The sequence below is a fragment of the Eubacterium uniforme genome (genome assembly GCF_900167115.1).
Taxonomy (GTDB): Bacteria; Bacillota; Clostridia; order Lachnospirales; family Lachnospiraceae; genus Eubacterium_S; species Eubacterium_S uniforme.
In genome coordinates, this window is record NZ_FUXZ01000004.1 from 216,129 (window position 1) to 241,396 (window position 25,268).

The 25,268-nt window shown below is 32.4% G+C and carries 21 protein-coding genes and 1 riboswitch; of the genes, 4 read left to right on the forward strand and 17 right to left on the reverse strand.

Going from position 1 to position 25,268, the window contains the following annotated elements; all coding sequences use genetic code 11:
* Positions 1 to 25 precede the first annotated feature (25 nt).
* From B5D16_RS03890 to ribD, 10 genes are all read right to left on the reverse strand, one after another.
* Positions 26 to 2,242: a bifunctional glycosyltransferase/CDP-glycerol:glycerophosphate glycerophosphotransferase gene (locus tag B5D16_RS03890; RefSeq protein WP_078765661.1), complete on the reverse strand. Its 2,217-nt coding sequence runs from the start codon at positions 2,240 to 2,242 to the stop codon at positions 26 to 28.
* A gap of 52 nt (positions 2,243 to 2,294) precedes the next feature.
* Positions 2,295 to 2,696 (reverse strand): glycerol-3-phosphate cytidylyltransferase, encoded by a 402-nt coding sequence (tagD, locus tag B5D16_RS03895; RefSeq protein ID WP_078765662.1) that lies wholly within the window; start codon positions 2,694 to 2,696, stop codon positions 2,295 to 2,297.
* Positions 2,697 to 2,764: 68 nt separating this feature from the next.
* Positions 2,765 to 4,012, reverse strand: coding sequence for a CDP-glycerol glycerophosphotransferase family protein (locus tag B5D16_RS03900; protein WP_078765663.1), 1,248 nt, complete (start codon positions 4,010 to 4,012; stop codon positions 2,765 to 2,767).
* 3 nt (positions 4,013 to 4,015) lie between these two features.
* The gene (locus tag B5D16_RS03905) at positions 4,016 to 5,245 is read right to left on the reverse strand and encodes a CDP-glycerol glycerophosphotransferase family protein (RefSeq protein WP_078765664.1); all 1,230 of its coding nucleotides are present in this window, start codon (positions 5,243 to 5,245) and stop codon (positions 4,016 to 4,018) included.
* A gap of 9 nt (positions 5,246 to 5,254) precedes the next feature.
* Positions 5,255 to 6,097, reverse strand: coding sequence for a glycosyltransferase (locus B5D16_RS03910; protein WP_078765665.1), 843 nt, complete (start codon positions 6,095 to 6,097; stop codon positions 5,255 to 5,257).
* 38 nt (positions 6,098 to 6,135) lie between these two features.
* A complete protein-coding gene (locus B5D16_RS03915; RefSeq protein ID WP_242942979.1) occupies positions 6,136 to 7,518 on the reverse strand; it encodes an exopolysaccharide biosynthesis polyprenyl glycosylphosphotransferase in 1,383 nt (460 codons plus the stop codon).
* A 150-nt stretch (positions 7,519 to 7,668) separates the two neighbouring features.
* Positions 7,669 to 8,136 carry a 6,7-dimethyl-8-ribityllumazine synthase gene (ribH, locus tag B5D16_RS03920; RefSeq protein WP_479723669.1) on the reverse strand — a complete coding sequence of 156 codons (468 nt, stop codon included), beginning with the start codon at positions 8,134 to 8,136 and terminating at the stop codon, positions 7,669 to 7,671.
* A 52-nt stretch (positions 8,137 to 8,188) separates the two neighbouring features.
* A complete protein-coding gene (locus tag B5D16_RS03925) occupies positions 8,189 to 9,403 on the reverse strand; it encodes a bifunctional 3,4-dihydroxy-2-butanone-4-phosphate synthase/GTP cyclohydrolase II (RefSeq protein ID WP_200803927.1) in 1,215 nt (404 codons plus the stop codon).
* Positions 9,404 to 9,425: 22 nt separating this feature from the next.
* Complete coding sequence (locus B5D16_RS03930; protein ID WP_078765667.1) at positions 9,426 to 10,073, reverse strand: riboflavin synthase; 648 nt, start codon at positions 10,071 to 10,073, stop codon at positions 9,426 to 9,428.
* Positions 10,073 to 11,176: a bifunctional diaminohydroxyphosphoribosylaminopyrimidine deaminase/5-amino-6-(5-phosphoribosylamino)uracil reductase RibD gene (gene ribD, locus B5D16_RS03935; protein ID WP_078765729.1), complete on the reverse strand. Its 1,104-nt coding sequence runs from the start codon at positions 11,174 to 11,176 to the stop codon at positions 10,073 to 10,075. Before ribD ends, B5D16_RS03930 begins: the two co-directional genes overlap by 1 nt.
* Positions 11,177 to 11,271: 95 nt before the next feature.
* Positions 11,272 to 11,386: riboswitch (FMN riboswitch) on the reverse strand.
* Positions 11,387 to 11,663: 277 nt separating this feature from the next.
* On the opposite strand from ribD, the gene B5D16_RS03940 reads away from it, so the two are divergent.
* The gene (locus B5D16_RS03940) at positions 11,664 to 13,181 is read left to right on the forward strand and encodes an LCP family protein (protein WP_078765668.1); all 1,518 of its coding nucleotides are present in this window, start codon (positions 11,664 to 11,666) and stop codon (positions 13,179 to 13,181) included.
* An 81-nt stretch (positions 13,182 to 13,262) separates the two neighbouring features.
* Positions 13,263 to 14,327, forward strand: coding sequence for an undecaprenyldiphospho-muramoylpentapeptide beta-N-acetylglucosaminyltransferase (locus tag B5D16_RS03945; protein ID WP_078765669.1), 1,065 nt, complete (start codon positions 13,263 to 13,265; stop codon positions 14,325 to 14,327).
* 63 nt (positions 14,328 to 14,390) lie between these two features.
* On the opposite strand, the gene B5D16_RS03950 is transcribed toward B5D16_RS03945, so the two are convergent.
* The 5 genes from B5D16_RS03950 to B5D16_RS03970 form a co-directional block, all read right to left on the reverse strand.
* The gene (locus tag B5D16_RS03950) at positions 14,391 to 14,810 is read right to left on the reverse strand and encodes an HIT family protein (protein WP_078765670.1); all 420 of its coding nucleotides are present in this window, start codon (positions 14,808 to 14,810) and stop codon (positions 14,391 to 14,393) included.
* 58 nt (positions 14,811 to 14,868) lie between these two features.
* The gene (locus B5D16_RS03955; protein ID WP_159444275.1) at positions 14,869 to 15,963 is read right to left on the reverse strand and encodes a rhomboid family intramembrane serine protease; all 1,095 of its coding nucleotides are present in this window, start codon (positions 15,961 to 15,963) and stop codon (positions 14,869 to 14,871) included.
* Between the two features lie 75 nt (positions 15,964 to 16,038).
* Positions 16,039 to 16,578 (reverse strand): DUF5662 family protein, encoded by a 540-nt coding sequence (locus B5D16_RS03960; RefSeq protein WP_078765672.1) that lies wholly within the window; start codon positions 16,576 to 16,578, stop codon positions 16,039 to 16,041.
* Between the two features lie 30 nt (positions 16,579 to 16,608).
* Positions 16,609 to 17,628 carry a biotin--[acetyl-CoA-carboxylase] ligase gene (locus tag B5D16_RS03965; protein ID WP_078765673.1) on the reverse strand — a complete coding sequence of 340 codons (1,020 nt, stop codon included), beginning with the start codon at positions 17,626 to 17,628 and terminating at the stop codon, positions 16,609 to 16,611.
* A complete protein-coding gene (locus B5D16_RS03970) occupies positions 17,625 to 18,812 on the reverse strand; it encodes a CapA family protein (RefSeq protein ID WP_078765674.1) in 1,188 nt (395 codons plus the stop codon). The genes B5D16_RS03965 and B5D16_RS03970 overlap by 4 nt, the downstream gene beginning before the upstream one ends.
* A gap of 192 nt (positions 18,813 to 19,004) precedes the next feature.
* On the opposite strand from B5D16_RS03970, the gene B5D16_RS03975 reads away from it, so the two are divergent.
* Complete coding sequence (locus B5D16_RS03975) at positions 19,005 to 19,655, forward strand: histidine phosphatase family protein (RefSeq protein WP_078765675.1); 651 nt, start codon at positions 19,005 to 19,007, stop codon at positions 19,653 to 19,655.
* A gap of 86 nt (positions 19,656 to 19,741) precedes the next feature.
* Here the strand turns inward: B5D16_RS03975 and B5D16_RS03980 are convergent, their stop codons facing one another.
* Positions 19,742 to 20,242, reverse strand: a complete 501-nt coding sequence (locus B5D16_RS03980; RefSeq protein WP_078765676.1) for an NUDIX hydrolase — start codon at positions 20,240 to 20,242, stop codon at positions 19,742 to 19,744.
* 268 nt (positions 20,243 to 20,510) lie between these two features.
* On the opposite strand from B5D16_RS03980, the gene B5D16_RS03985 reads away from it, so the two are divergent.
* Positions 20,511 to 22,424 (forward strand): substrate-binding and GGDEF domain-containing protein, encoded by a 1,914-nt coding sequence (locus B5D16_RS03985; protein ID WP_078765677.1) that lies wholly within the window; start codon positions 20,511 to 20,513, stop codon positions 22,422 to 22,424.
* Positions 22,425 to 22,477: 53 nt separating this feature from the next.
* Here B5D16_RS03985 and clpB read toward each other — a convergent pair whose 3' ends face one another.
* On the reverse strand, positions 22,478 to 25,054 hold the full coding sequence (gene clpB, locus B5D16_RS03990) for an ATP-dependent chaperone ClpB (protein ID WP_078765678.1): 2,577 nt from the start codon (positions 25,052 to 25,054) through the stop codon (positions 22,478 to 22,480).
* Between the last annotated feature and the right edge of the window lie 214 nt (positions 25,055 to 25,268).

The following is a 25,268-nucleotide window of genomic DNA, read 5'->3' on the forward strand; positions in this document are numbered from 1 at the left end:
TATTATAATACTTTTTTTATATTTGTCAATCTTTAAACACTGTCTCTACAACTCTCTGTGATGCATGACCATCATCAAGACAACAGAATCGTTCACAGAACTCATCATATCTTTCCTTGTATTCTTCATTTACCTTATCAATGTTTCTAATTGCATCAATAACCTCATCCTCAGTCATAAGAATTGGTCCCGGTAAATCCTTATGCATATCAAGATAGAAACCGTGAAGTACATCTTTATACTTTTCATAATCATAAGTATAGAAGATAACTGGTCTTCTAAGATTTGCATAATCAAAGAATACCGATGAATAATCCGTAATAATCATATCACTGATTAAATATAACTCTGAAATGTCACTATATGAACTTACATCTATTGCAAAATCCGAAAGGCTTGATAAATCAATACTATCAATGATGTAATAATGCATTCTTAAAAGAACCACATATTCATCACCAAATTCTTTCTTCAATCTATCTAAATCAAGTGCAAGTTTGAAATTATAATGACCACCTTCAGTATAATCATCATCTCTCCAAGTTGGAGCATAAAGAATAGTCTTCTTATCTTTAGGAATTCCTAACTTTTCTCTTAAATCCGCTGCAATTTCATCCTTGTTATCATAGTACATAATGTCATTAGCAGGATAACCCGATTCAAGAATCTGGCTTCTCTTAACTAAGAATGCACTCTGAAACTTCTCTGTTGAAAATGGATTATCAGATAACATATAATTCCATCTAGCTGAATTAGTCTTAACAAATGACTTATGGTTAGCTGTTGCTGAATGAACATCTTCCATGTCAAATCCAAGTCTCTTAAGTGGAGTTCCATGCCATGTTGCACAGATAATCATCTCATCCCTAATTGGAACAGTCTTAGGCTGTCTCATGTTAAGAACAAGATACTTACTTCTATTCATGTAATAGTAATACTTGAGACTAAAACGCTTTACTACTTTGCACTTTCCATCTGTAACCTTAACGTTTTTATTATCAACAAACCAGATGTACTTATACTTATTTCCACAATTTTCAAGCATGTATTTATATATGTACTTAGGCTGTCCTGAATAATTTCTACCAAGAAAACTTTCAAAACATACCCAATCATTTTTCATTGAAAGTTTTGAGAATATATGCAATGAAACTGTTCTAAAGAATATTCTTCTATTGCTTCTAAACTTTCTAATCTTTCTAACAGCAAGTATTCTCTTTGACTTGCTCTGAATATATTTAAAATCACATGTAGCAAATTTCTTTAAAAGTTTCTTTTCTCCAGGAGTAAAATCCCACATCTTAAGAACCTTCATATCAACATCTGCCATCAATGATTTAAGTTCATTATAGTATTCATTCTTCCACTCTTTATCAGGTGACCATCTTATGTATCTAATATATTCATTAACTACAAAAATACATAAAATAAGATTTAAATGAAGTTTCAAATCATAATGTTTTTCTAAATCAGCCTTAACAACATCAACTGCTGCCTTATATGACTTAAAGTAATGTGGCATTGTTTCAATCTTTGAATGCTGCATAATTGCCATATTAGTCTCTTTATCATTATGATATCTCTTAATATAAGTCGTACCTTCACATGGTCTTATACCTTTAGCCTTTGTATATAACTTCATAAACACTGCTGCATCTATAAAGAAATGTAAGTCATCATCAAATCTAATATTATTATCAATAAATAATGACTTTCTATAAAGACAACCTAGTACAGAAACTGTTTCCATACGCTTATTACGATTAATCATAAAGTCTTTAACATCTGTAAATTCAAATTCTTTTTGAACCTTTCTAAGTGTAATTGCTTCCTTTTTCTTTTCATCGTAATTAGCCTGGCTCTCTTTATATACACCACGTCTAAACCATGTTCTCTTAAAATCACTATAAACAATATCCGTGTTATCATCCATTAGTGCAACCATCTTTCCAAGATAATCACCAAAGAAATAGTCATCACTATCAAGGAAGAATACATACTCACCCTTAGCTTCATCAAGTCCAAGATTTCTTGCTGATGCACAACCTTCCTTGTCATCTAAATAAAACACTCTTAAGTTTATAATGTCCTTATACTTATTAATAACTTCCTCTAAATCATCTTCGCTATGATCAATAACTAAAATTGTCTCATAGTCTTTATATGTCAGATCCTTAATACTATCAAGGGCATCCTTTAAATAAGGCACGCCCTTTTTATGTGGAATAATTATACTAATCATTTTAACTCCTACTAATAACTCTTTAATAATTTTATTTTTATATCAAAAAGTCTTAGTTTTTCTTTGCGTTTAAATCCTTCTTAATCTGAGTTGTTGAAATCTCAGGTGTTCTTGGTAAATAAACAACTTCAACACCTTCATCTTTTAAGAAGTCAAACTTTCCTTCCCAGTCATCACCGATAACGAAAGTATCAACATGATACTCCTTAACATCAGTAACCTTCTGATCCCATGATTCCTCAGGAATAACTAAATCTACATATCTAATAGCTTCTAAAAGCTGCTTTCTTTTTTCATATGAAAAATAGCATTTCTTCTGCTTGCTATCCCAATTAAATTCATCTGTTGAAAGCGCTACGATTAAGTAATCTCCTAATTCCTTTGCTCTCTTAAGTAAGTTAATATGTCCGTAATGAAGCATATCATATGTACCATATGTAATTACTCTCTTCATTTTTAATACCTCTTCTAAATTTATTTTAAAGTTAAAACTTTAATACCTCTTTTATAAACAAGACTTATTTACGCTTGTTCATTCTTAAATACAACATCAACAAATCTCTTTGACGCATTGCCATCATCAATATCACAGAATTCCTTAGCAAATGCTTCGTATTTTTCCTGATATTCTTCTGAAACATTTTCAATATCAACAAGTCCCTTATAAACTTCTTCTTCAGTTCTGTAAATTGGTCCAGGGAGCTTTTCAATATCAAAATAAAAATCTCTTACCTCATCCTTATATTCTTCTAAATCATACATATAAAAAAGAATTGGTCTTTTTAAATTTGCATAATCAAAAAATACCGATGAATAATCTGTTATTAAAATGTCTGATATTAAATATAAATCACTTATATCATCAACATCTGAAACATCAATAACAAATCCTTTATATTCATTAAGATTTAATTTCTCAGTTATGAAATAATGACTTCTATAAAGAACTATATAATCCTTAAAATGATTCTTCATAACATTAAAATCAAAACCTGTATTTGCTCTAAAACCTTTTACTACATCATGCTTGTTATCCCTAAAAGTAGGCGCATACATGATTACTTTTTTATCCCTAGGAACATTATATTTTTCTTTTATCTTTTTAATGTATTCATCATCATTACAATGAGTATACAATATGTCATTTCTTGGATAACCACAAGTTAATACACAGTCTTCCTTATGTACTTCACTTAAGTTAAATGCTGATATAAGTTTTTCCTTTGTAAATTCAGATGGAGCAATCATATAATCAATTCTTTTAGCCTGATTATTATAAATCTTTTCCATCTGAGCTAAACTTGTAATCGCATTCCCTGTTCTATTAACATCTAATCCTATTTTTTTAAGAGGTGTACCATGCCATGTTTGAACAAACACCTGGCTATCCTTAAAAGTACAAAAATCTCTAGGATTTGAATTTGTAATAATATATCCAGCTTTCGCTAAATATTTGAAATATAACAAACTTTCATATTTCACAAGATAAACCTGATGATTACCTATTTTACTTTTTGAGGTAAAGATAGTATCATTTTGATACTTACTAACATCTCTAAATCCCCAGACAAAAGTATAATCCTTGAATCTTTCATCATTTAACATATATTCATAAATTGCCTTAGGATTACATGCATATTTCTTCCCTTGATATGATTCAAAGAAAACAATATTCTTTTTAGGAGTAAGAGCTCTTTTACACAAAAAATATAATAAGCGCTTATATGTAAGCATCATTACTCTTGCTAAATTTCGTAGTTGTTTTTTCATATTCTAATTCTCATTCTCTTGTGGTGCTGGATACTCACTATCCATACCGATTTTTTCAAGAAGTCTTTTACAATTCTTCCCATCCTGATATGTATTAATAAGATGATTTACTCTTGATCTGTCTGGTCCGAAAGATTCTTCGCCTTCGCAAACATCCTTCATAAACTTTAACATATCATCATAATTCTTTATGAACATACCTGGCATGTAATCCTTTGCAGGGTCTAATAAAAAACCTCTGTCATTACTATACTTTCTCATATCCTCAACAACAAATCCAATTGGTTTATTAAGTAAAAGATAATCAAAATATATTGATGAATAATCTGTTATGAGACCATCAGATGCTCTACATAAATCATATACATTAATACCTCTTTTATCCAACTCTTTCTGAGTTAGAATCTCTATGTTTTTAAGCTTCATGTTTCTATAATCAGTATCATTATATGCCTGTAGTGGATGAAGCTTTATTATAAGCTTAGTTTCATTCTGTTTTAAAATACTATCTAATTCTTTTATGTCTTCCCTTGAAAGCATTGGAATAGGCCACATTGAAAGTTTAGCAAGAGTTGTTACTTTACTTTCATCAATAACTTCTTCCGTATCACTTTCTTCTTCAACTTCACCTTTTGTAAATCTGTAAGTAGGCATCCAAACAAATAACTTCTTAGCACCCTTTCTAATCTTACTATCTACAGCAGGTAAATTCATAAAGAGCCTATCACATCTAGGCTGACCACCAATTAAAATCTGATTATCAAAGCAACCGAAACAGTCCTTCATAATCTGTCTATAGTACTCACTACATGTTAAAACATAAGTGAAATAATTATAATCAATATTCTCCTTACCCTTTTCAGTATTACCTAATTTCTTAAGCGGAATACCATGAGTAAGATTAACTACCACCTGATTGTCACTTGGTTTGATTGGATACTTTCCAAAACAGAAAAACATGTATTTTGCTCTCAGAAAATACTTTATGCCTTCCTTATTATCAACAACAATAACACCATTCGGTATCTTCTTTATTTCTGATTCATCATTTAAAGAAAGAACTATTTTATACTTCTTATTAAGACCCTTAGAAATCATATAATCAAAAAGTTCTTTAACATTATCCCTAAACCCTAAATTAGTGTAAAACATAACAAGATTTTTATCTTTAGGCATTACTTTATTTACTATTGTTAATGGTTTGAATAATAATTTCAAAGTCTCTTTCTTCATGATAAATCCTTATTTACTTTCTTTCCTTAGAACTTTCTTATATACGAACTTTCTAAATGAATTAGGCATTATACTAACAACTATGTGTCCACACGCCGAATATAAAAATTGCGTTAGAGATAAAAATCCCATCTTATACAAATGCTTTTTAAATTTCCATATATATCCTGCGTACTTAAATCCGCCTCTTCTTTTATAAAGGCCACCACCTGTTCTCATTTTAAGTAGCGGTTCTTTAATATTTATTGCTCTAGCACCACCATGAAGCATAGTAGCCCATAAGTTATAATCTTCAAAAAATGGGTAATCCTGATATCCACCATAAGATAATACAAAACTTTTTTTGTACATAACCGATGGATGATTAAACGGATTCCTCTTCTTTGCATATTTAACTATATCTTTATACTCACATGGAACCTCTCTTATATCAATAATATCATCTGGATCTTCAGCAAATTCATAAACCGAAGAACCTACAATATCAACTTCATTCTTTTCAAACACTTCAAGCTGCTTTCTGCATCTGGTCGGAAGTGCAATATCATCTGTGTCCATTCTTGCTACCAATTCATGTTCACATACCGCAAGCCCCGCATTAAGTGCTTTTGCCAAGCCAACATTTTCTTCTAAATAATGAATGGTAAATAAATCATCATATTTTTCAACATATTCATCAATAATGCCATATAATTCGTCTGTCAGTTTACCATCACAAACTATCACAATCTGAGAAGGCTTTATGGTTTGATTTAATATACTTTCTATACTTGTCCTAAACCATTCTGGATTTTCTTTTTCATATACGGACATCAAACATGAATATCCATATCTATCATCCAAATTATTCATATTCTTCCTTCATTAATCCTTAACTTAAGGATTGATTCTTAATTTTTTTCTTCCTTGCCCACACTACCGTCAGTAATAGTTGCTGTCTTTTGCCAGGATTCAACACCCTCAGTATTATCCTTAACAAATAATATCTTAACTGTCATCATAATTAACCTTAAATCCAAAAGGAAATTCTGATGTTCAATATAATAAAGATCAAGTTTTAATTTATCATATGGTGTTGTATTATACTTACCATAAATCTGTGCATAACCAGTAAGTCCAGCTTTAACCTTTAATCTAAAATCAAATTCAGGAATAGAATCTAAATACTGCTTTGCAATTTCTGGTCTTTCAGGTCTAGGACCAACAAGTGACATATCGCCCATCCAGATATTATAAATCTGAGGTAACTCATCTAAATGACATGCACGTAAAAATCTACCAATAGGAGTAACTCTGTCATCACCCTTAGCTGCAAGTCTGGCTCCTTCCTTTTCAGAGTCAACTCTCATACTTCTAAACTTAAGTACATTAAATACTCTTCCACCCTGTGTAAGTCTCTGCTGTTTATAAAGCACAGGACCACCATCTGTACACTTAATAATAATTGCAAATAAAAGCATAAATGGTGCTGTAACAATAGCCATAATTGTTGACACAAAAAGATCGACAAATCTCTTTGTGAATCTTTTCTCTGCAGAGAATCCTTCATTCTTTGCAAGTAAAAGAGGTGTATCAAAAAGATGAATATTATCAGCGCCCATAAGTATGATATCTGAAAGCTTAGGTGTAATATAAACTCTTATACCCTTACTAAAACCATACTTTATAAGGTCATTTCTAATATCACCCGGTATATCACAAAGTAAAATTGCCTTATGCTTATCAATAACCTGTGTTAATTTTTCAAATCCAACATCAATGTGGATTGAATCTTCAATTTTATATTTATCCGCTCTTGCATTCATCTTCTTAACAAGATTATCCGGATCTCTATCACAATATACTAACAAAATATCACGTGCTGGATATAATAATGTATATACATATCTAGCAAATACTGCCCAAAGGATGATTGCTGAAACATCCATAAGAGTCATAGATATCATTGGAATAACTGATACTAATCTTAAAGAAAGCATACAGATCTGCAAATATGCAAGGATATTAACAAATACTGTTGATAAGCTTTGTGAAAAAATAACATCAGTTGTTCTAAGATTAGAAACCTTAAAACCACCATATACCCTTGAAAATCCAAGTAACATTAAGTCATATAAAAGAATCATTACAATCTGACCTTTTAATACGAATGTTCTCTGAATATATGGATTGTAATATACACTCCAATAGTAAAAGAATATTGCTGTTTGTGCAGCGATAATAAGCACTGTTAGAAAAAATATTACTATTCTTCTAAAATGTTCTCTATTCACTGATATCTCTCCAATCAAATATATATTTAAATCATCTTAAAAATGTTTATAAACAAAAACTACTATCTACGCATAATTATCCAATTTAAATCATTGCATAGATAGTAGAATTGTAGCAAATACGCTATATTTTGTCAATAATTGCGCCAATTATTTAATTTCACCCATAAGATTTACCATTTCAATTGCTGATAATGCACAGTCATAACCCTTATTTCCCGCCTTTGTACCAGCTCTTTCAATAGCCTGTTCAATATTCTCAGTTGTAACAACACCGAATAATACAGGAATACCTGTATTAAGGCTAACAGTAGCAACACCCTTTGAAACTTCATTACATACATAATCATAATGAGATGTTGCACCACGAATTACAGTACCTAAACAAATGATAGCATCATACTTACCTGTTTCAGCCATCTGCTTTGCAACAACTGGAATTTCAAAAGCACCAGGAACCCATGCTGCTGTAATGTTCTTTTCATCAACACCATGACGAACCAAACCATCTACTGCTCCACCTAACAACTTGCTTACAATAAATTCATTGAATCGTGCTGCCACGATACCAACCTTCATATTTTTCTTTGCTACTAATTTTCCTTCTAAATAGTTAATTGCCATTTTTCTACTTCCTTTCATAATTATATATTTCTACATAAGTTATTGTTTAAAATTTTATTTCATTAAATACATGACCCATACGGTCCTTCTTAACCTTTAAATAATTAAAATCATACTTCTGTGGTTTGATTTCAATTGGCTCACGACTTGATACCTTAATTCCAAAACCATCAAGTCCATAAATCTTACTAGGATTATTAGTTAAAAGTTTCAATGATTTAATACCTAAATCCCTTAATATCTGAGCACCTACCCAGTATTCACGAAGATCTGGTGCAAATCCCAACTCGATATTAGCATCAACTGTGTCAAATCCCTGCTCCTGTAACTGATAAGCCTTTAATTTATTAATAAGACCTATACCTCTACCTTCCTGTCTCATGTAAAGAACAACACCACGTCCTTCTTTTTCAATCTGTCTCATAGCCTGTGCTAACTGTTCTCCACAATCACATCTGCATGAACCAAACACATCACCAGTAAGACATTCTGAATGAATACGGCAAAGCACATCTTCACCATCTCCAATTTCACCCTTAACAAGTGCAACATGATGCTCTCCTGTAATATCATTAATATAGCCATACATCGAGAACTCACCATACTTAGTTGGCATTTTAACCTTAGCTTCCTGCACTACATGCTTTTCATGAAGTCTGCAATAATCCTGTAAATCCTTAATAGTGATAAACTTCATATTGTGAGCATTTGCTAATTCCCAGAGTCTGTCAGTCTGCATCATAGTTCCATCATCTTCCATGATTTCACAACACAAACCACACTCTTTAAGTCCTGCCAATCTACATAAATCAACAGTTGCTTCAGTATGTCCGTTTCTACTTAATACGCCTCCCTTTCTTGCAACAAGTGGAAACATATGTCCCGGACGTCTAAAATCAAGAGGTTTACTTTCATCATCAACAATCTTCATGGCTGTAAGCGAACGCTCAACTGCTGAAATGCCTGTCTTTGTATCAACATAATCAACTGATACAGTAAATGCTGTTTCGTGATTATCAGTATTATTTTCCACCATTGGTACAAACTCTAAACGTTTAGCAATCTCCTCACTCATAGGCATACAGATAAGTCCTTTGGCAACTGAGGCCATCATATTTACATTTTCAGTCGTAGCGAACTGGGCTGCACAAATCATGTCGCCTTCATTCTCTCTATCTGGATCATCTGTCACTAAAATTATCTCACCATTTTTCAATGCTTCTAATGCTTCTTCAATCTTGTTGTATTTATAATCTTTCATAATCTCTCCTTTCATATTCTATTTATAGAAAACCATGTTCTCCAAGAAAATCCATGGTTATTTTACTATCATTCTTCTTATCGGCAATCTGTAAAAACTTTTTCACATACTTTCCAATCATATCTGTTTCCAAATTTACAACATCACCTTTTCCTTTTTCAAATAGAATTGTATGACTACCCGTATGTGGAATAATCGATACAGCAAATGCATCTTCCTTAACCCAGGCAACCGTCAAACTAATTCCATCAATTGTAATTGAACCCTTTTCAACAATTCCATTAATCAAAGCTTCATCCGCTTCTATTTCATACCACACTGCATTGCTTTCTGGCTTAACATTTGATATTGTTCCAACTCCATCAATATGTCCTGAAACAATGTGCCCTCCAAATCTACCATCTGCTGCCATTGCTCTTTCAAGATTAACATGTGAGCCCTTTTTCAAATCTCCAAGACTACTTCTTCTAAGTGTTTCCGCCATAACATCTGCAGTAAATCCATTCTTTTTTAAATTAGTTACAGTTAAACACACTCCATTAACAGCTATGCTATCACCAAGCTTTGTTCCTGAAAGTACAGTATTTGCTGAAATTTCAAGTTTACCACTTGCGCCCTGCAAAAGAACTTTCTCAACACTACCCACTTCTTCTATAATTCCCGTAAACACTATATCACTTCCTTTATATATGTAATTCGCAAATCTGCTCCAATCTGCTTACTATCAACCATATTAAAATGAGTTGCTTCTGATGGCTCGCATACGCCAACACCTTCAACAGGTGTCTTTGCATCAATTCCACCAAATACTTTCGGAGCAATATAAACATATGCACGATTAACAAATCCAACTCTTAGCATTGCATCATTAAGCGTTCCGCCACCTTCTAATAAAATGCTATCGATTTGCTTCTCTCCAAGTTTACTCATCATATCACTTAAAGCTATGTGTCCATCTTTCTCATCAACTTCTAAAACACATACACCTGCATCCTCTAATTTTTTCACCTTATCAGCATTAGAAATTTTGCAACTTTCTGTAGTAACAACTATGGTTTCATATTCATTAGCCGTAGTTACTATCTTGCTTTCTAAAGGAATCTGCAAATGGCTATCCGCAATTATTCTAATTGGACTTCTTCCACCATCCATTCTACAATTAAGCATTGGATTATCAGCAAGAACCGTACCAATTCCAACCATGATTCCTCTATGCTCATGACGTAATCTTTGCACATCTTCTCTTGATTCTTCACCAGTTATCCACTTTGAAGCACCAGTCTTAGTTGCAATCTTACCATCCATGGTCATAGCATACTTCATTGAAACATATGGAATACGCTTTGTAATGTAATGGAAAAATATTGGATTAATCTCATCACATTCCTTACGCATAAAGTCCTCAACCACCTCTATTCCTGCATCCCTTAAAATCTTTGCGCCTTTACCAGATACTAACGGATTAGGATCTCTAGAACCTATAACCACTTTGGCAATTTTATTCTCTATAATAGCCTCCGTACAAGGAGGTGTCTTACCATAATGACAACAAGGTTCTAAAGTAACATATATGGTTGCTCCTTTAGCATCCTCTGTTAGTGCAGCTATTGCATTTCTTTCTGCATGAAGTTGTCCACATCTTTCATGATAACCCTCTCCAATCACACGGCCATTCTTTACTATAACCGCGCCAACCATTGGATTAGGACTAACAAATCCTGCCCCCTTCTTTGCAAGCTCTATTGCACGTCTCATATATTGTTCATTCATAATCATTACTTCCTTATAATATTTACAATATAAAAGAGCCTTGATAATTCAAGGCTCTGATTAATTCATAATTCATTCAATTCATCAAAATGATTTTATTAATCCTTCTCTCATCCAGACTATACTGTCGGCTCTGGAATCTCACCAGATCATACCTTTCGGCTTGCGGGCTTTACCGCCGGTAGGGACTTACACCCTGCCTTGAAGTTTTAATCTCTATTCATATTTAAAACAACATTACTTTGTTTTCTACTATAATATATACCATTTATCAGCAAATGTAAATAAAACTTAGAAAATTCTTTGTATTTGCTATGCTTATTTCATATTTCTTAACGAAGTCTTACATTTTTTATTTATTGTTGTCAATGTTTATTTTATGTAGTATAATAGGCAACTGAAAATGTGGCAATATGTCTATTTTCGCAAATTATACAAGATTGTTTGAATAAATTTATAAAGAAAATATTGAGAAGTTAAGGAGAGAATTATGAAAAATTCAGAGACAGAGGATGTTAAAATCAATTCCAAAGACAAGCCAGAACTAACTGGCGGTCAGAAATTTGGACTTTTTGTGTCCTATTTATTTTTAATTTTATCAATTGTATTTGTTGGATCGCTACATTATGCAGACTTACTACCTGTGTATATTATAGCAATGGTTGTTGTTGGACTTTCATTACTTTATTTATACACATACTTTACTCAGTTCGGTAGCAAGAATCTAAGAAGAGCCGGAACATTCCTTTCTATACTGTTATGTGTATGTTTAGGTTTTGGTACCTATTATGTATTAGTAACAAAGGGAACTCTTAAAAAGATTGCCGGTGCACATAAGAAAACAGATACAATCAGTTTAATTGTTATGGATCAAAATCCAGCTAAAACAGTTAATGAACTTAATGGTTACAACTTCGGTATTGCTACTACAATCGATAGAGCTAATACTGATAAATGTATTAAAGACGTTGAAAAAGACTTAGATGGTTCAGTTGATACCAAGGAATGTGGTGGTATCGACACTTTAGTTTCTGCACTTTATGATGGCGAAGTTGATGTTATCATTCTTAACGAAGCCTATCGTCAGACTATTGAGGATTCAAAAGAAAACTTCAGCAAGGAAACAAGAGTAATCAAACAATATAAGTATGAATCAGAACTTTCAAAAACAAATAGTGTTGATGTAGATAACGAAACATTTGTTGTTTATATCAGTGGTAATGATACTTATGGTGCAATTGCAGATACTTCAAGATCTGATGTTAATATTTTAGGTATTGTAAATCCTAAGACTAAGACATGTCTTTTAGTTTCAACACCTAGAGATTCATATGTTGAATTATCAATCGCACCAGGACAAACTAAGGATAAACTTACACACGCTGGTATTTACGGCGTTGACTGTTCAATGGATACACTTGGAAACATCTACGGAGTTAAACCAAACTACTTTGTAAGAGTTAACTTTACAGGTTTCCAAAATATCATCAATGCATTAGGTGGTATTACAATTAAAAACGATACATCATTTACATCACATGATGGCTACCACTTTGAACAGGGTACTTTAGAACTTGATGGACTTCACGCACTTCACTATTCAAGAGAGCGTAAAGCATTTAAGAACGGTGACTTCCAGAGAGGTCAGAACCAGATGAAGGTTATTAAAGCAATGGTTAAGAAGATGACTTCACCTTCTATATTAGGAAACTATGCTTCACTTATGAGTGGTGTTTCAGATAGTTTCAGAACAAGTTTATCTGATGATGAAATTTCATCACTTGTTAAAGCACAGCTTAAAAATGGTGGTGATTGGAATGTAGTATCATATAGTGCTGTAGGTACTACCGGAAGTGAATACACATATTCATACGCTGGTAAACCTCTTTCAATCGTAAACCTTAACCAGACTTCCGTTGAAAATGGTAAGAAACTTATCAAGAAAGTAATGGATGGTGAAACATTAACTCAGGATGAATGTGATTCATTAATAGTAAATGACAAATAATTAAATATGTACTATACTAATATGGCGAGCATTAATATGCTCGTCATATAAATTTAAAAATATATAATATGAGGAATAATTATGTCAAAGAAAATAATCTTAACTGGCGGTGGAACTGCCGGACATGTAATACCTAACATAGCTTTACTTCCAGCTCTTAAGGATGCTGATTTTGAAATAATGTATGTAGGTTCCTATAAGGGAATAGAAAGAACGCTTATTGAAAAAGAAGGTTTATATTATAAGCCTATATCAAGCGGAAAGTTAAGAAGATACTTTTCAATTCAAAACTTCATAGACCCATTCAAAGTAATCAGAGGTTATTTTCAAGCAAAAAAAATAATTAAAAAATACAATCCTGATGTTGTATTTTCCAAGGGTGGATTTGTTAGTGTTCCAGTTGTTATGGCAGCAAGCAAGAAGAAAGTTCCTGTTATCTGCCACGAGTCAGATTTAACTCCTGGTCTTGCTAATAAATTATCCATGAAGTATGCAAATAAGATTTGTCATACATTCCCTGAAACAGCTAGATTCCTTGGTGATAAAGGTGTATTTACTGGTTCACCAGTTAGAAGCGATTTAAAAACAGGTGACAAACAAAAAGGTATTGAATACTGTGGTTTTAAGGATGATAAACCTGTAATACTTGTTGTAGGTGGAAGCCTTGGCGCAGCAGCTATTAACAAGTCAATACGCTCATCTCTAGATACTTTGCTTAAAGACTTTAATATTATTCACTTATGCGGTAAGGAAAAATTAGATAAAAACAAGGAAGGCATAGAAGGATACAAACAGTTTGAATATGTTAACGAAGAGATGAAAGATCTTTTCGCTGCATGTGATATCATAGTATCAAGAGCAGGTTCAAATGCTATTTGGGAATTTGTTTACCTAAACAAACCTGCAATTTTAATCCCTCTTCCTGCTGCATCAAGTAGAGGTGATCAGATTTTAAATGCAAAATCATTTAAAAAGCAGGGATTCTGTGAAGTTCTCAATGAAGAAGATTTAACAGATGAGTTACTTATTTCAACAATTGAGGATATGTATAAGAACAAAGATAAATACATTGATGCAATGAACAAGTCAGAAGCAACTAAAGCAGTTGATAAGATTACAAAACTTCTAATTGAAGCTTGTAAATAATTTGATTTTTTAACATATAAAAAGACTTTAGATTAATTTCTAAAGTCTTTTTTATACTAAATATTACTGAAGTTTTGATTTAATATTTTCAGCAAGTGCTGATAACTTATCCATCTCGGGTTCTAAATGCTTCCAAGTAATTGTTGCACTATCACCTTTATATCTTGGAATAATATGTGTATGGAAATGGAATATAGTCTGACCTGCTATTTCACCATTATTCTGAAGAATATTAAGTCCATCACATCCTGTTTCTTCCTTAATTGCAGCAGCAACTTTCTTTGCAACTACGAAAAGCTTACTTGCTTCATTATCACCAAGTTCATATACATTTGCGTAATGTTCCTTAGGTAAGATTAAAGCATGTCCAAAAGATGCTGGAGAAATATCAAATATTACTCTAAAATCTTCATCCTCATAAAGTGTTGTTGATGGAATTTCTCCACCTGCTATTTTACAAAAAATACATTCTGGGTCTTTCATTTCTACCTCCTCAATTTTACTAGTATTTACTATTATTATTTATTATAAATCTCTTTAATTATAATCTTTTCTTTAAAATTTCTCTACCAGGTCCTAATAAAAACCATAATCTTGCAATAATAAGACCGGCAATCAAACCTGCAATATGCGCTGTTACATCAACCGATGAATCAATTAAAACATCGCTCATAGTAAGGAAAACAACTAGTATAACTCTTATTACTCCGCTTTTTAAAGTAACCATTCTTTTCTCTACTGGAATCTGTAGAATCTCAACCATCGTTACAATAATATATACACCTAATATTCCATATATGGCTCCACTTGCTCCTGCGCCTACAACATCACCTGTTGCATTAGCACATGATACAATTCCAGCTATCAAGCCCGTTGAAAGATACATAAACAAAAATGGAATTGTTTTAACCTTCTTTTCTATTTTATCACCTAATACCGCAAGCATAAACATATTACCTAAAATATGCTCAATACCAAAATGCATAAACATGGAAGTAACAAGTCTATAATACTCTCCACCCTTTAAAATCTTTTGAGGATTACTTGCACCATGCTTAAGCATAAAGCTTGAATCCAATGTTGATCCTATCATTTCTAAATAGATAAAATATGCAACATTTAAAAATATCAAGAGCGCTGTAGCGTACGGGAACATCTTAACTTTAGAAAGAAAAGAAGTTTCATTTTTTTCATCTTCATCTACAGAATTTAAAGCAATTTCCATCGATTTATATAAATCGCAGAAATCATCTGGCTGATTTTCAAAAATCATGATTCTCTTTCCTCTTGAATCCAACAGCCAGTATTTCACGTTAGCATCATTATACGATTTTATCTGATTATCGCCTCTACCATATCCCATCTCAACTTCCGGATTTCCAGTTAGTACCAAACAGATACTATCTACATCCGTTGCCTTCTTCATATACAATATTTGGGCAATTCTTCGACTAATATCTTCTAGTATACCGCCTCCAGATCTTGTTCCTGCTTCATTATTAAAAACAAAGACTACCTTATATTCTGTTTCATTTTCAACTTTAATATAGGATCTTATATCTATGTCCTTGCCTTCTATGTTCCCCTTAATAAAACCCTTATCTAACAAAGCTTTCTCAACTCTGTCTACTAGCATAAATTCCTCCATAAAATTACGTTAGTATCATTTTACTACTATCTTTCATATAATCACTAACCAATTTAATCTATATTATGATTTTTTATCAAGTTTCCTTATATAAGCAAATGTTTCCTTTTCACCCTTTTCTTCAAGCATTACTAACAGACTTTCAATAAAATCTGATGTTTCAGGATGAATCATTCTTTTTCCTTTTGCCTTCATAAAGTATTTAAGCGGTTCTCCATCATTATACTTATCTTTTAAATATATCTTACTAGCCGCTACTCTATCACAAAACATTTCTATTACATATCTTGTAGGCATTTTAACCGGACTCATAACTCTTGTTTCTGGATTATAATCTGTCCAGTATTCAAAATGATGTTTGTTTCTTCCTTTATGATGCATCCATGCATATGAAAACCCATATGCTTCTCTTTCCCCTTCATTAGGACTTCTATATCCCTGATAATATTTTACTCCCTTAAAAAATTCCTCAGGACAATATTTTGATAAATCATGTCTTAAACCTTGAAACCCAATTCCAGCTTTAAAAGCATGATATATAACTCTACGTCTATGTTTATTTATTGTATGTAAATGTCCAAAAAATCTCTGAAAAAAATTCATCTCAACTTCACCAAACTAACTTATTCCTTTTTACTTTGTTCTAACACTTACTTCACCACTTCTAAGTGTTTCTAATTCTCCGTCTTTCTTTTTAACAACAAGTCCTAAGTTATCATCTATATCAATCACTTTACCAGTCTCTAAACTATCACCGTATTTGCTAACTATTTCACTAGTTGTTCCAAGGCTTCCATGATTAGAATCTATTATATACACTTCTTTACCTAATACTATGGATTTATCCTTATACGCTTTAAGGAAATCTTTCTCAGGCAATTTATTATAGTATTTCATAAATTCATTAACCGTTTCAGCCACTAGTTTAGAACTAACATCTTCAATGTCTTCACCATTAATAACAGGTCCTGCGATTTTTTTAATTTCATCACCATATCCCCCCTCTGGCTCTCTTACATTAATGCCTATTCCAACAACTGCATAATCAAGACTTCCATTCTCCATACTAATAGAGCCTTCTGTTAAAATGCCACATACTTTTTTGTCGTCTAAAAGTACATCATTAACCCATTTTATTTTCGCTTCCTTAGAAGTAACTTTCTTAATCGCCGTAACCACTGCAACTGCTGCAATTGTAGTTATAAAAAGAGCTTCATTAGGATTAATACTTGGTCTTAATAACAAACTAAAATACACACCTCCATTTTTAGGTGAAGAAAATGCTCTATTCATTCTGCCCTTACCCTTTGTCTGTTCTTTTGCAACAACCAAAAGGCCCTCACTTTCTCCATGTGCACCTTTTTCTTTTAAGTATGTATTTGTTGAATCTAAGCTATCAAATACTTCTACTCTAATATTTCCATCATTTAGATATTTCTTAATTGCATCCTTACTAATAACATCAACACTTGATACAATTCTATATCCCTTATTTGATATTGCATCAATCATTATTCCGTCTTTCTTAATGCTATTAATGGCTTTCCAGATTGCATTTCTAGAAACACCTAATTTTTCAGATAAGAATCCACCTGATATATAATCTTCTTTATTCTCTTGTAAGTATTTTAAAACCTGTTCCTTTGTACTCATAATTTTCCTTTAAACTTACCCTTAGGATCAACTATTTTTCTATATTGTTTTTCAATTTCCTTATAACCTTTAAGATGCTTTTCTGTAATTTCAGCAAATGGTATAATATCGTATCCTCTAGCCAGATTTATATTATATGTATATGTTAAATCAAATTTTGTATTTTCAAAACTTACTTTTCCATCATTAACAACTATATCCGTTGCTGCTAGAAGTCCTATTATCTTTGCCATTCCAAGTTCATGCTGTGCAGATATTAAATTTCCCAAAGAATATATACATAATGTATCTCCAACATATTCTATAGGCTGAATCACATGAGGATGTGAACCTATAATAAGATTAACTCCGATTTTAGATAGGTACTTCGCTTCCTCTCTTTGTTCAGATGTAGGCTCATGAGTATACTCAACGCCCCAATGCATTGCTACCATTATTACTTCTGCGCCTTTACTTCTTGCTGTTTCAACATCCTTTTTAACTAATTCTCTACTATACTCATTAACAAGATACTCCTTGCCCTCAGGTGCATGGAATCCATTAGTAGGTATTGTATATGCTAAAAATGCATATTTAATATCATTCTTTTCATAAACAGGTATGTCATCTCTTTCTTCAAATGAATCATATGAACCTGCTGTATGTGCTTTTTTTGATAAGGTCTTCCAAAACTTAATTGAATATCTAAGACCTTCCTCTCTACAGTCAAATGAATGATTATTAGCCAAACTAACTAAATTAAAACCTGTTTTTACAAGATCAGAACCTATCTCATCAGGTGAACAAAAAAGAGGAAAATTACTTGGTTCTCCACCTCCGATTATAGATTCCTGATTATAGTATCTTAAATCATATTTTTTCAATATTGGTTTAAATCTTGTAAACATCTTTGCAAAATCGTATTCATCCGTTGACTTATATGTTTTATTTTTGCTCGCATCCATAAATACACCATTATGGATAACTGTATCACCAGCCATAATAATAGACATTCTTCTTTCAGGAAGTTTCTTAGGTTCTATAACATCCTGCATTTTATGATTTATGGCTATCTCCTTGCTGTAATCAGTCTTTTTTTCCTTACTTGGTTTTTTCTTAAATTCCTTAACAGTCAAACCAATAACAACAACCAACACGAAAACTAGCAATGTCCCAAATATCGTCTTCAAACCATTTTTACTCATGACTTACCCCTTCATGAACTTATTAATTTTTCCATTCTTCGCGTCTAATAGTATAACATATTTATACATATTTATAAAACCCTTGTGATTGAAATACTAATACAAATATGTTATTATCTGCTATGTGTATTTTTACGAATACATAATTATAAATATTTTGCATTTGCTGCAAAAACTAAAGGAAGAATTATTATGAACATTTATATATTCAGACATGGAACAACTGAATGGAATAAAACATTTAAAATTCAAGGAGCAAGCAACATCCCTCTTGCAGAAGCTGGAATAGAACAGGCACACATTGCAGGAGCGGCTCTTAAAGAAGCCAATCTTTCTTTTGATATGGTATTTTCAAGTCCCCTTGATAGAGCATACGAAACTGCAAAGATTTTAACCTCTTATACAAATGAAGGTATTGAAATAACAAAGGATTCAAGAATTAGAGAGTTAGAATTCGGAGATTTTGAAGGACATACATTTGAAGAACTAGCAGGCATAGACGGAAGTCCTTTTATTTACTTTAAAACAAGTCCAGATTTATATAACGAAAAAGCTCCTTATTACTACAAGGAAAATCAACCTGAATCTCTTTCACACCTGTGCAAAAGAACTAAGGATTTTTTTGAAAACGTAATTGAACCATTAGAAAAAGAACAACCTAATAGTAATGTTTTAATCGTTGCTCACGGTGCTGTAAATAAAGGCATGCTTATGCACGTTAATAAAGAAACAGATTTGAAAAACTTTTGGAAACCAGGCCTTCAAAGCAATTGCCATGCTGCTATAGTTAGTCTAGTGAATGGAAATTACAACGTATTAGAGTATAATAAGGAATACAAATAAAAACAACCGACAAAAACATTGATTTTAAAGATAATCATCTTAAAATTTCTAAGTTTTCGTCGGTTATTTTATTTATATTTAATTCTTTACTCAAATACTCTCTTTATACTATCGTAATGCAAGAACTTACCTTCTGCTGCAATAGCTTCAATCTCTTCCTTTGTAGCAAATGTAAATCCAGCAGTTTCAGCTTCCTGTAACTTTACATCTTCCTCTGTAACATCCTTTACAAATCTGTAAATATCAACAAAGTAATTATCACCTTCATCTGGATTCTCTCTTGAATATGTAAATACATATCCACCATCTGCATCACTTACATCTATTCCTGTTTCTTCTAAAACTTCTCTTTTAACAGCTTCAAGTGATGACTCTCCAGCCTGAGCAGCACCTCCACTTACTTCCCAATGTCCTGGTGCCCACGCCTTTGTTTCAACTCTCTTTGTAATTAAAAACTTTCCATCTGGCCTTTTTATTACTCCTAAAACTGTAAGATGAAAATCGCCCGGCTTCATAGTCCAGTCGTTTCTTTCCATTGTTCTTCCAGTTAATTTTTTATCCCTATCATAGATATCCCAAAGTTCCATCTGTTTCTCCTTTTACACTTTTTTACTTCATTCTCAACTAATATATCATATAACCATTATTTTTCTCAAGATTTTCCATATATGAAACATAAAAAGAATCTCCATCACCCTTATTTATTTGTTATCTCTAACATTTTAATTATGCCATTTTAATATACTAAAATCAATGATTTCAAATTCAAAAAATACACTTTATTTCTTTATCCTAAAAATAATCCGTGATATAATTTAATTAACTATATAATCTGGATAGTGGGAGGATTATAGAATGAATAATAAGATTGCAGTATTTGCTAATGGTTTTAGCAATGAGTTTATCGAAAAAGTTATAACCGGTATACAAAAAGAAGCAAAGAAAGATGGAATAGATATCTTTGTTTTTGTTTCATACTGCGCTCATTCAACCCCTGAATTACAAAACAAATGTCAGCTCAATATATTCCATCTTCCAAACCCACAGGATTTCGATGGGGCGATAATGCTTACAAATACATTTAATTTTTCTTATGAGCAAGAACGTGTCTGTGCATGTTTTCAACGTGAAGGTGTTCCTATGCTTTCTTTAGAAGTTGATGTCCCTGATATGTCTTGTATAAAATCTGAAAACTATAAAGGTGTTAGAGCACTTGCAACACACCTTATTGAGCATCATAAAGCAAAGAAGATTCTCTATGTAAATGGAATTGAAGGTAATGCTGAAAATGCCACTAGACGTAAAGCTTTACTCGATGTTCTTAAAGAACATAATATGGAATTATACGCTGAAATAAGTGGAAATTTTAGTTTTTATAGTGCATATAGTGAAACAAACAACTATTTAGATTCAAAAAAAGAACTCCCAGATGCGATTGTATGTGCAAATGATTATATGGCTCTTGGAGTCAATTCCGCACTTAATGCACACGGTTATAACGTTCCAAGAGATGTTATAGTTACTGGTTTTGATATGATTAAAGATAGCCAATGGACAGTTCCTATTTTAGCTACAGTATCAAGTGGTTGGGATTCCCTTGGTGAAACGGCTTATAACAAACTAAAGTATCAAATTGAACATCCAAAGGAAATATTCACAGAAATTTATGATTCGTTTTTTATTCCATCTGAAAGCTGTGGTTGTAAAGCTACTAAAGAAGCTGAAGAAAAACGAATCAACAAAATTAGAAATCTTCACTATGAAAGCATCCAGAAAAATATTATGAATATATGTTTCCAAAGATTACAAATTCCTCTTGCGCAAGCCAAACGTAAAGAAGATTTCTATGATAAAGGTTTCAAAGATTTAAGAGACATTCCTGATATTGGTCCAAATTATTGTATTTGTACAGAGCCTGAATTTTTCGAGTTAAATAATGATTTTTATCCTGAACGCATAAGAGGATATAGTAATAACATGGATATTCTTTATGAGCTAGAGGATAATCAAAAAAAGGCAATGGGACATTTAAACTCTAAAGACCTTTATCCTAATTATAAACATGAAGAAGGAAAATCAAATCTTTATATATTTGCTCCGCTTAATTATATGAATTTTATTATCGGTTATATTGCAATAAAAAATACACCAACTTTACTTTTCAATGCTGAGCTATGTAATTTCGTTTCAAATATGAATGCTCTACTTTTTAGTATGCGTGTTCATATATTTGCTGAAAAAACAAATAAAGAATTAAAAAGAATATATATGAACGATGCTCTAACTGGCATATATAATCGTACTGGATGCGAAAAAGTTCTTTATAATTATATACTTGATCAGAAAGAAAAAAAGGAAAGATCCATTCTTGTTTTCGCAGATATCGATCGCATGAAAACCATTAATGATGTATATGGACACCTTAATGGAGATTTTGCAATAAAAGCTACTGCTGAGGCATTTAAAAAACATGCTCCAAAAGATTGGCTATTCGGAAGATATGGCGGTGATGAATTTATTGCTGTAGGTTCTTGTCCACCGGATGATGAAATTCCTACATTTATAAAGAACTTATCGGAATCAATGACTGCAGATTTTAAATCACTGAATCTATCATTTATGTTACATGCAAGTATCGGTTATGTTGTAATTGAACCTGCAGATGAAGGTACTATTAATGATTATATCAACTCAGCTGATAAAGTTATGTATGCTGAAAAAGAAAAGTATCATGAAATAATAGATTCGATGCGAAAAAATAATTTATGAATATGCAAAAAAGGATTGTAAAGATTACTCTTTACAATCCTTTTTTTGTCTAATTATTTAGTTGTAGCTACTAATTTTCCATCAGCGACATCAATTAAAATAGTATCTCCTTCTGATACATTGCCCTCTAAGATTAATCTAGCTGAAAGTGTTTCAACATTCTTCTGTAAAAATCTCTTAAGTGGTCTTGCACCATACGCTGGCTCATATCCTTCATCAATAATGAATGTCTTCGCACCATCAGTAAGGTCTACCTTAATGTCTCTATCTTTAAGTCTAGCATTTAATTCATTCATAAGAAGGTTAATGATTCCACCAATGTTATCCTTTGTAAGTGGCTTAAACATAACTATTTCGTCAAGTCTGTTTAAGAACTCTGGTCTAAAGTGATTACGAACATCAGTCATTACAAGGTTTTCTGCCTCACTGCTGATATTTCCATTATCATCAATTCCATCTAAAAGATATCCACTTCCTAAGTTAGAAGTCATGATAATAATTGTATTCTTAAAATCTACAAGTCTTCCCTGTGAATCTGTAATTCTACCATCATCTAAAACCTGTAATAATACATTAAATACATCTGGATGAGCTTTTTCAACTTCATCAAAAAGAATAACACTATATGGCTTTCTTCTTACTGCTTCCGTAAGCTGGCCACCCTCATCATATCCAACATATCCCGGAGGCGCTCCTATAAGTCTTGATACAGAATGCTTCTCCATATACTCACTCATATCAATTCTTACCATGTTGTTTTCATCATCAAACATGGACTCAGCAAGAGCCTTTGCAAGTTCAGTCTTACCAACACCAGTAGGGCCAAGGAACATAAATGAACCAATTGGTTTACCTGGATCCTTAATTCCAGCCTTTGATCTAATGATACTTTCTGTAACTAAGGATACACCTTCATCCTGACCAACAACTCTCTTATGAAGTTCTTCATCAAGATGTAAAATCTTAGCTTTTTCCCCTTCATTTAATTTGGCAACTGGAATTCCAGTCCACTTTGAAACAATCTTCGCTATATCATCTTCAGATACATTTTCATGAACATATGTATCTTCCTTTTTATTCTCTTCAGCTTCTTTTAACTGCTTTTCAATTTCAGGTAATTTACCATACTGAAGTTCTGCAACTTTTTCAAGGTCATTGCTGTTCTGCGCAACTTCAATCTGACTCTTAATATCATCTCTTTCTTCACGAAGTTTCTGAACCTTTTCAACATAACCTTTTTCGTTATCCCAATCAGCCTTCATGGCATTAAACTTATCCTTAAGTTCAGCAAGTTCCTTACTTAAGTCATCAAGTCTTTCCTTACTTAACTTATCCTCTTCTTTTTTAAGAGCCATTTGCTCGATTTCCATCTGCATAATCTTACGATTCAACTCATCAAGTTCAGCTGGCATAGAATCAAGCTCTGTTTTAATAAGTGCGCAAGCTTCATCCACAAGATCAATAGCCTTGTCAGGCAAAAATCTATCTGATATGTATCTATTAGATAAAACTGCAGCAGAAACTAATGCGTTATCTGAAATCTTTACACCATGGAATACTTCATATCTTTCCTTAAGTCCACGAAGAATTGAAATTGTATCTTCAACTGTCGGCTCATCAACTAAAACTGGCTGGAATCTTCGCTCTAGTGCAGCATCCTTTTCAATATACTCTCTATATTCATCAAGTGTTGTTGCACCGATACAGTGAAGTTCGCCTCTTGCAAGCATAGGCTTTAATAGCTGACCTGCATCCATTGCACCATCTGTTTTACCAGCACCAACTATAGTATGTAATTCATCTATAAATAGAAGAATCTGACCATCTGAGCTCTTTACATCATTAAGAACTGCTTTAAGTCTTTCTTCAAATTCACCCCTGTACTTTGCACCAGCAATAAGTGCGCCCATATCAAGAGCAAATATCTTCTTATCCTTTAAACTATCAGGAACATCACCCTTTGCAATACGCTGTGCCAAGCCTTCAACTGCTGCTGTTTTACCAACACCAGGTTCACCTATAAGCACTGGATTATTCTTTGTCTTTCTACTTAAAATTCTAATTATATGTCTAATCTCAGCATCTCTACCAATTACAGGATCCTGCTTACCAGTTTTTGCTTTCGCTACTAATTCCTGACCATATTTTTCAAGTGAATCATAAGTTGCTTCAGGATTATCACTTGTTACAACCTGGTTACCTCTAACTTCTGATAAAGCCTTAAGAAATCTATCCCTGGTAATACCATATTCATTCATAATTTCCTTAATACCAGCATTTGCATGTCTTTGCATAGTAAGGAAAAGATGCTCAATCGAAACATACTCATCACCCATGGCCTTAGCTTCATCCTCGCCATGAATCAAAGTATCATTTAAGTTCTTACCAATATAGTTCTGGCCACCTGAAACCTTAACTCTTTTTTCAATTTTACTTTCCACATTCTTTGTAATATGATCTAAATCAATTTCCATCTTCCTTATAAGTTTTGGAATAAGACCATCTTCCTGAGTAAGCATAGCATATAGCAAATGCTCCTGCTCAATCTCTTGATTGCCATGATCAACTGCGATTTTTTCAGCCATTTGAATTGCTTCAATTGACTTTTGTGTAAATTTGTTGATATTCATAGTGTTTCCCTCCTTTTTTTACTACTATCTATCAGGAATTTTGAATAGCATAAATGGGCCACATATCGTAGCCCAACTCTTAACCTAAACTCATATTAGCACAAAAATTAGCACTCGTCAATAGAGAGTGCTAATAATTTTTAAATTCTTTTATATACGAAATAGATATTCGTTTTAATCAAAAAGAAATTCGTTTTAAAATAATTTATAACGA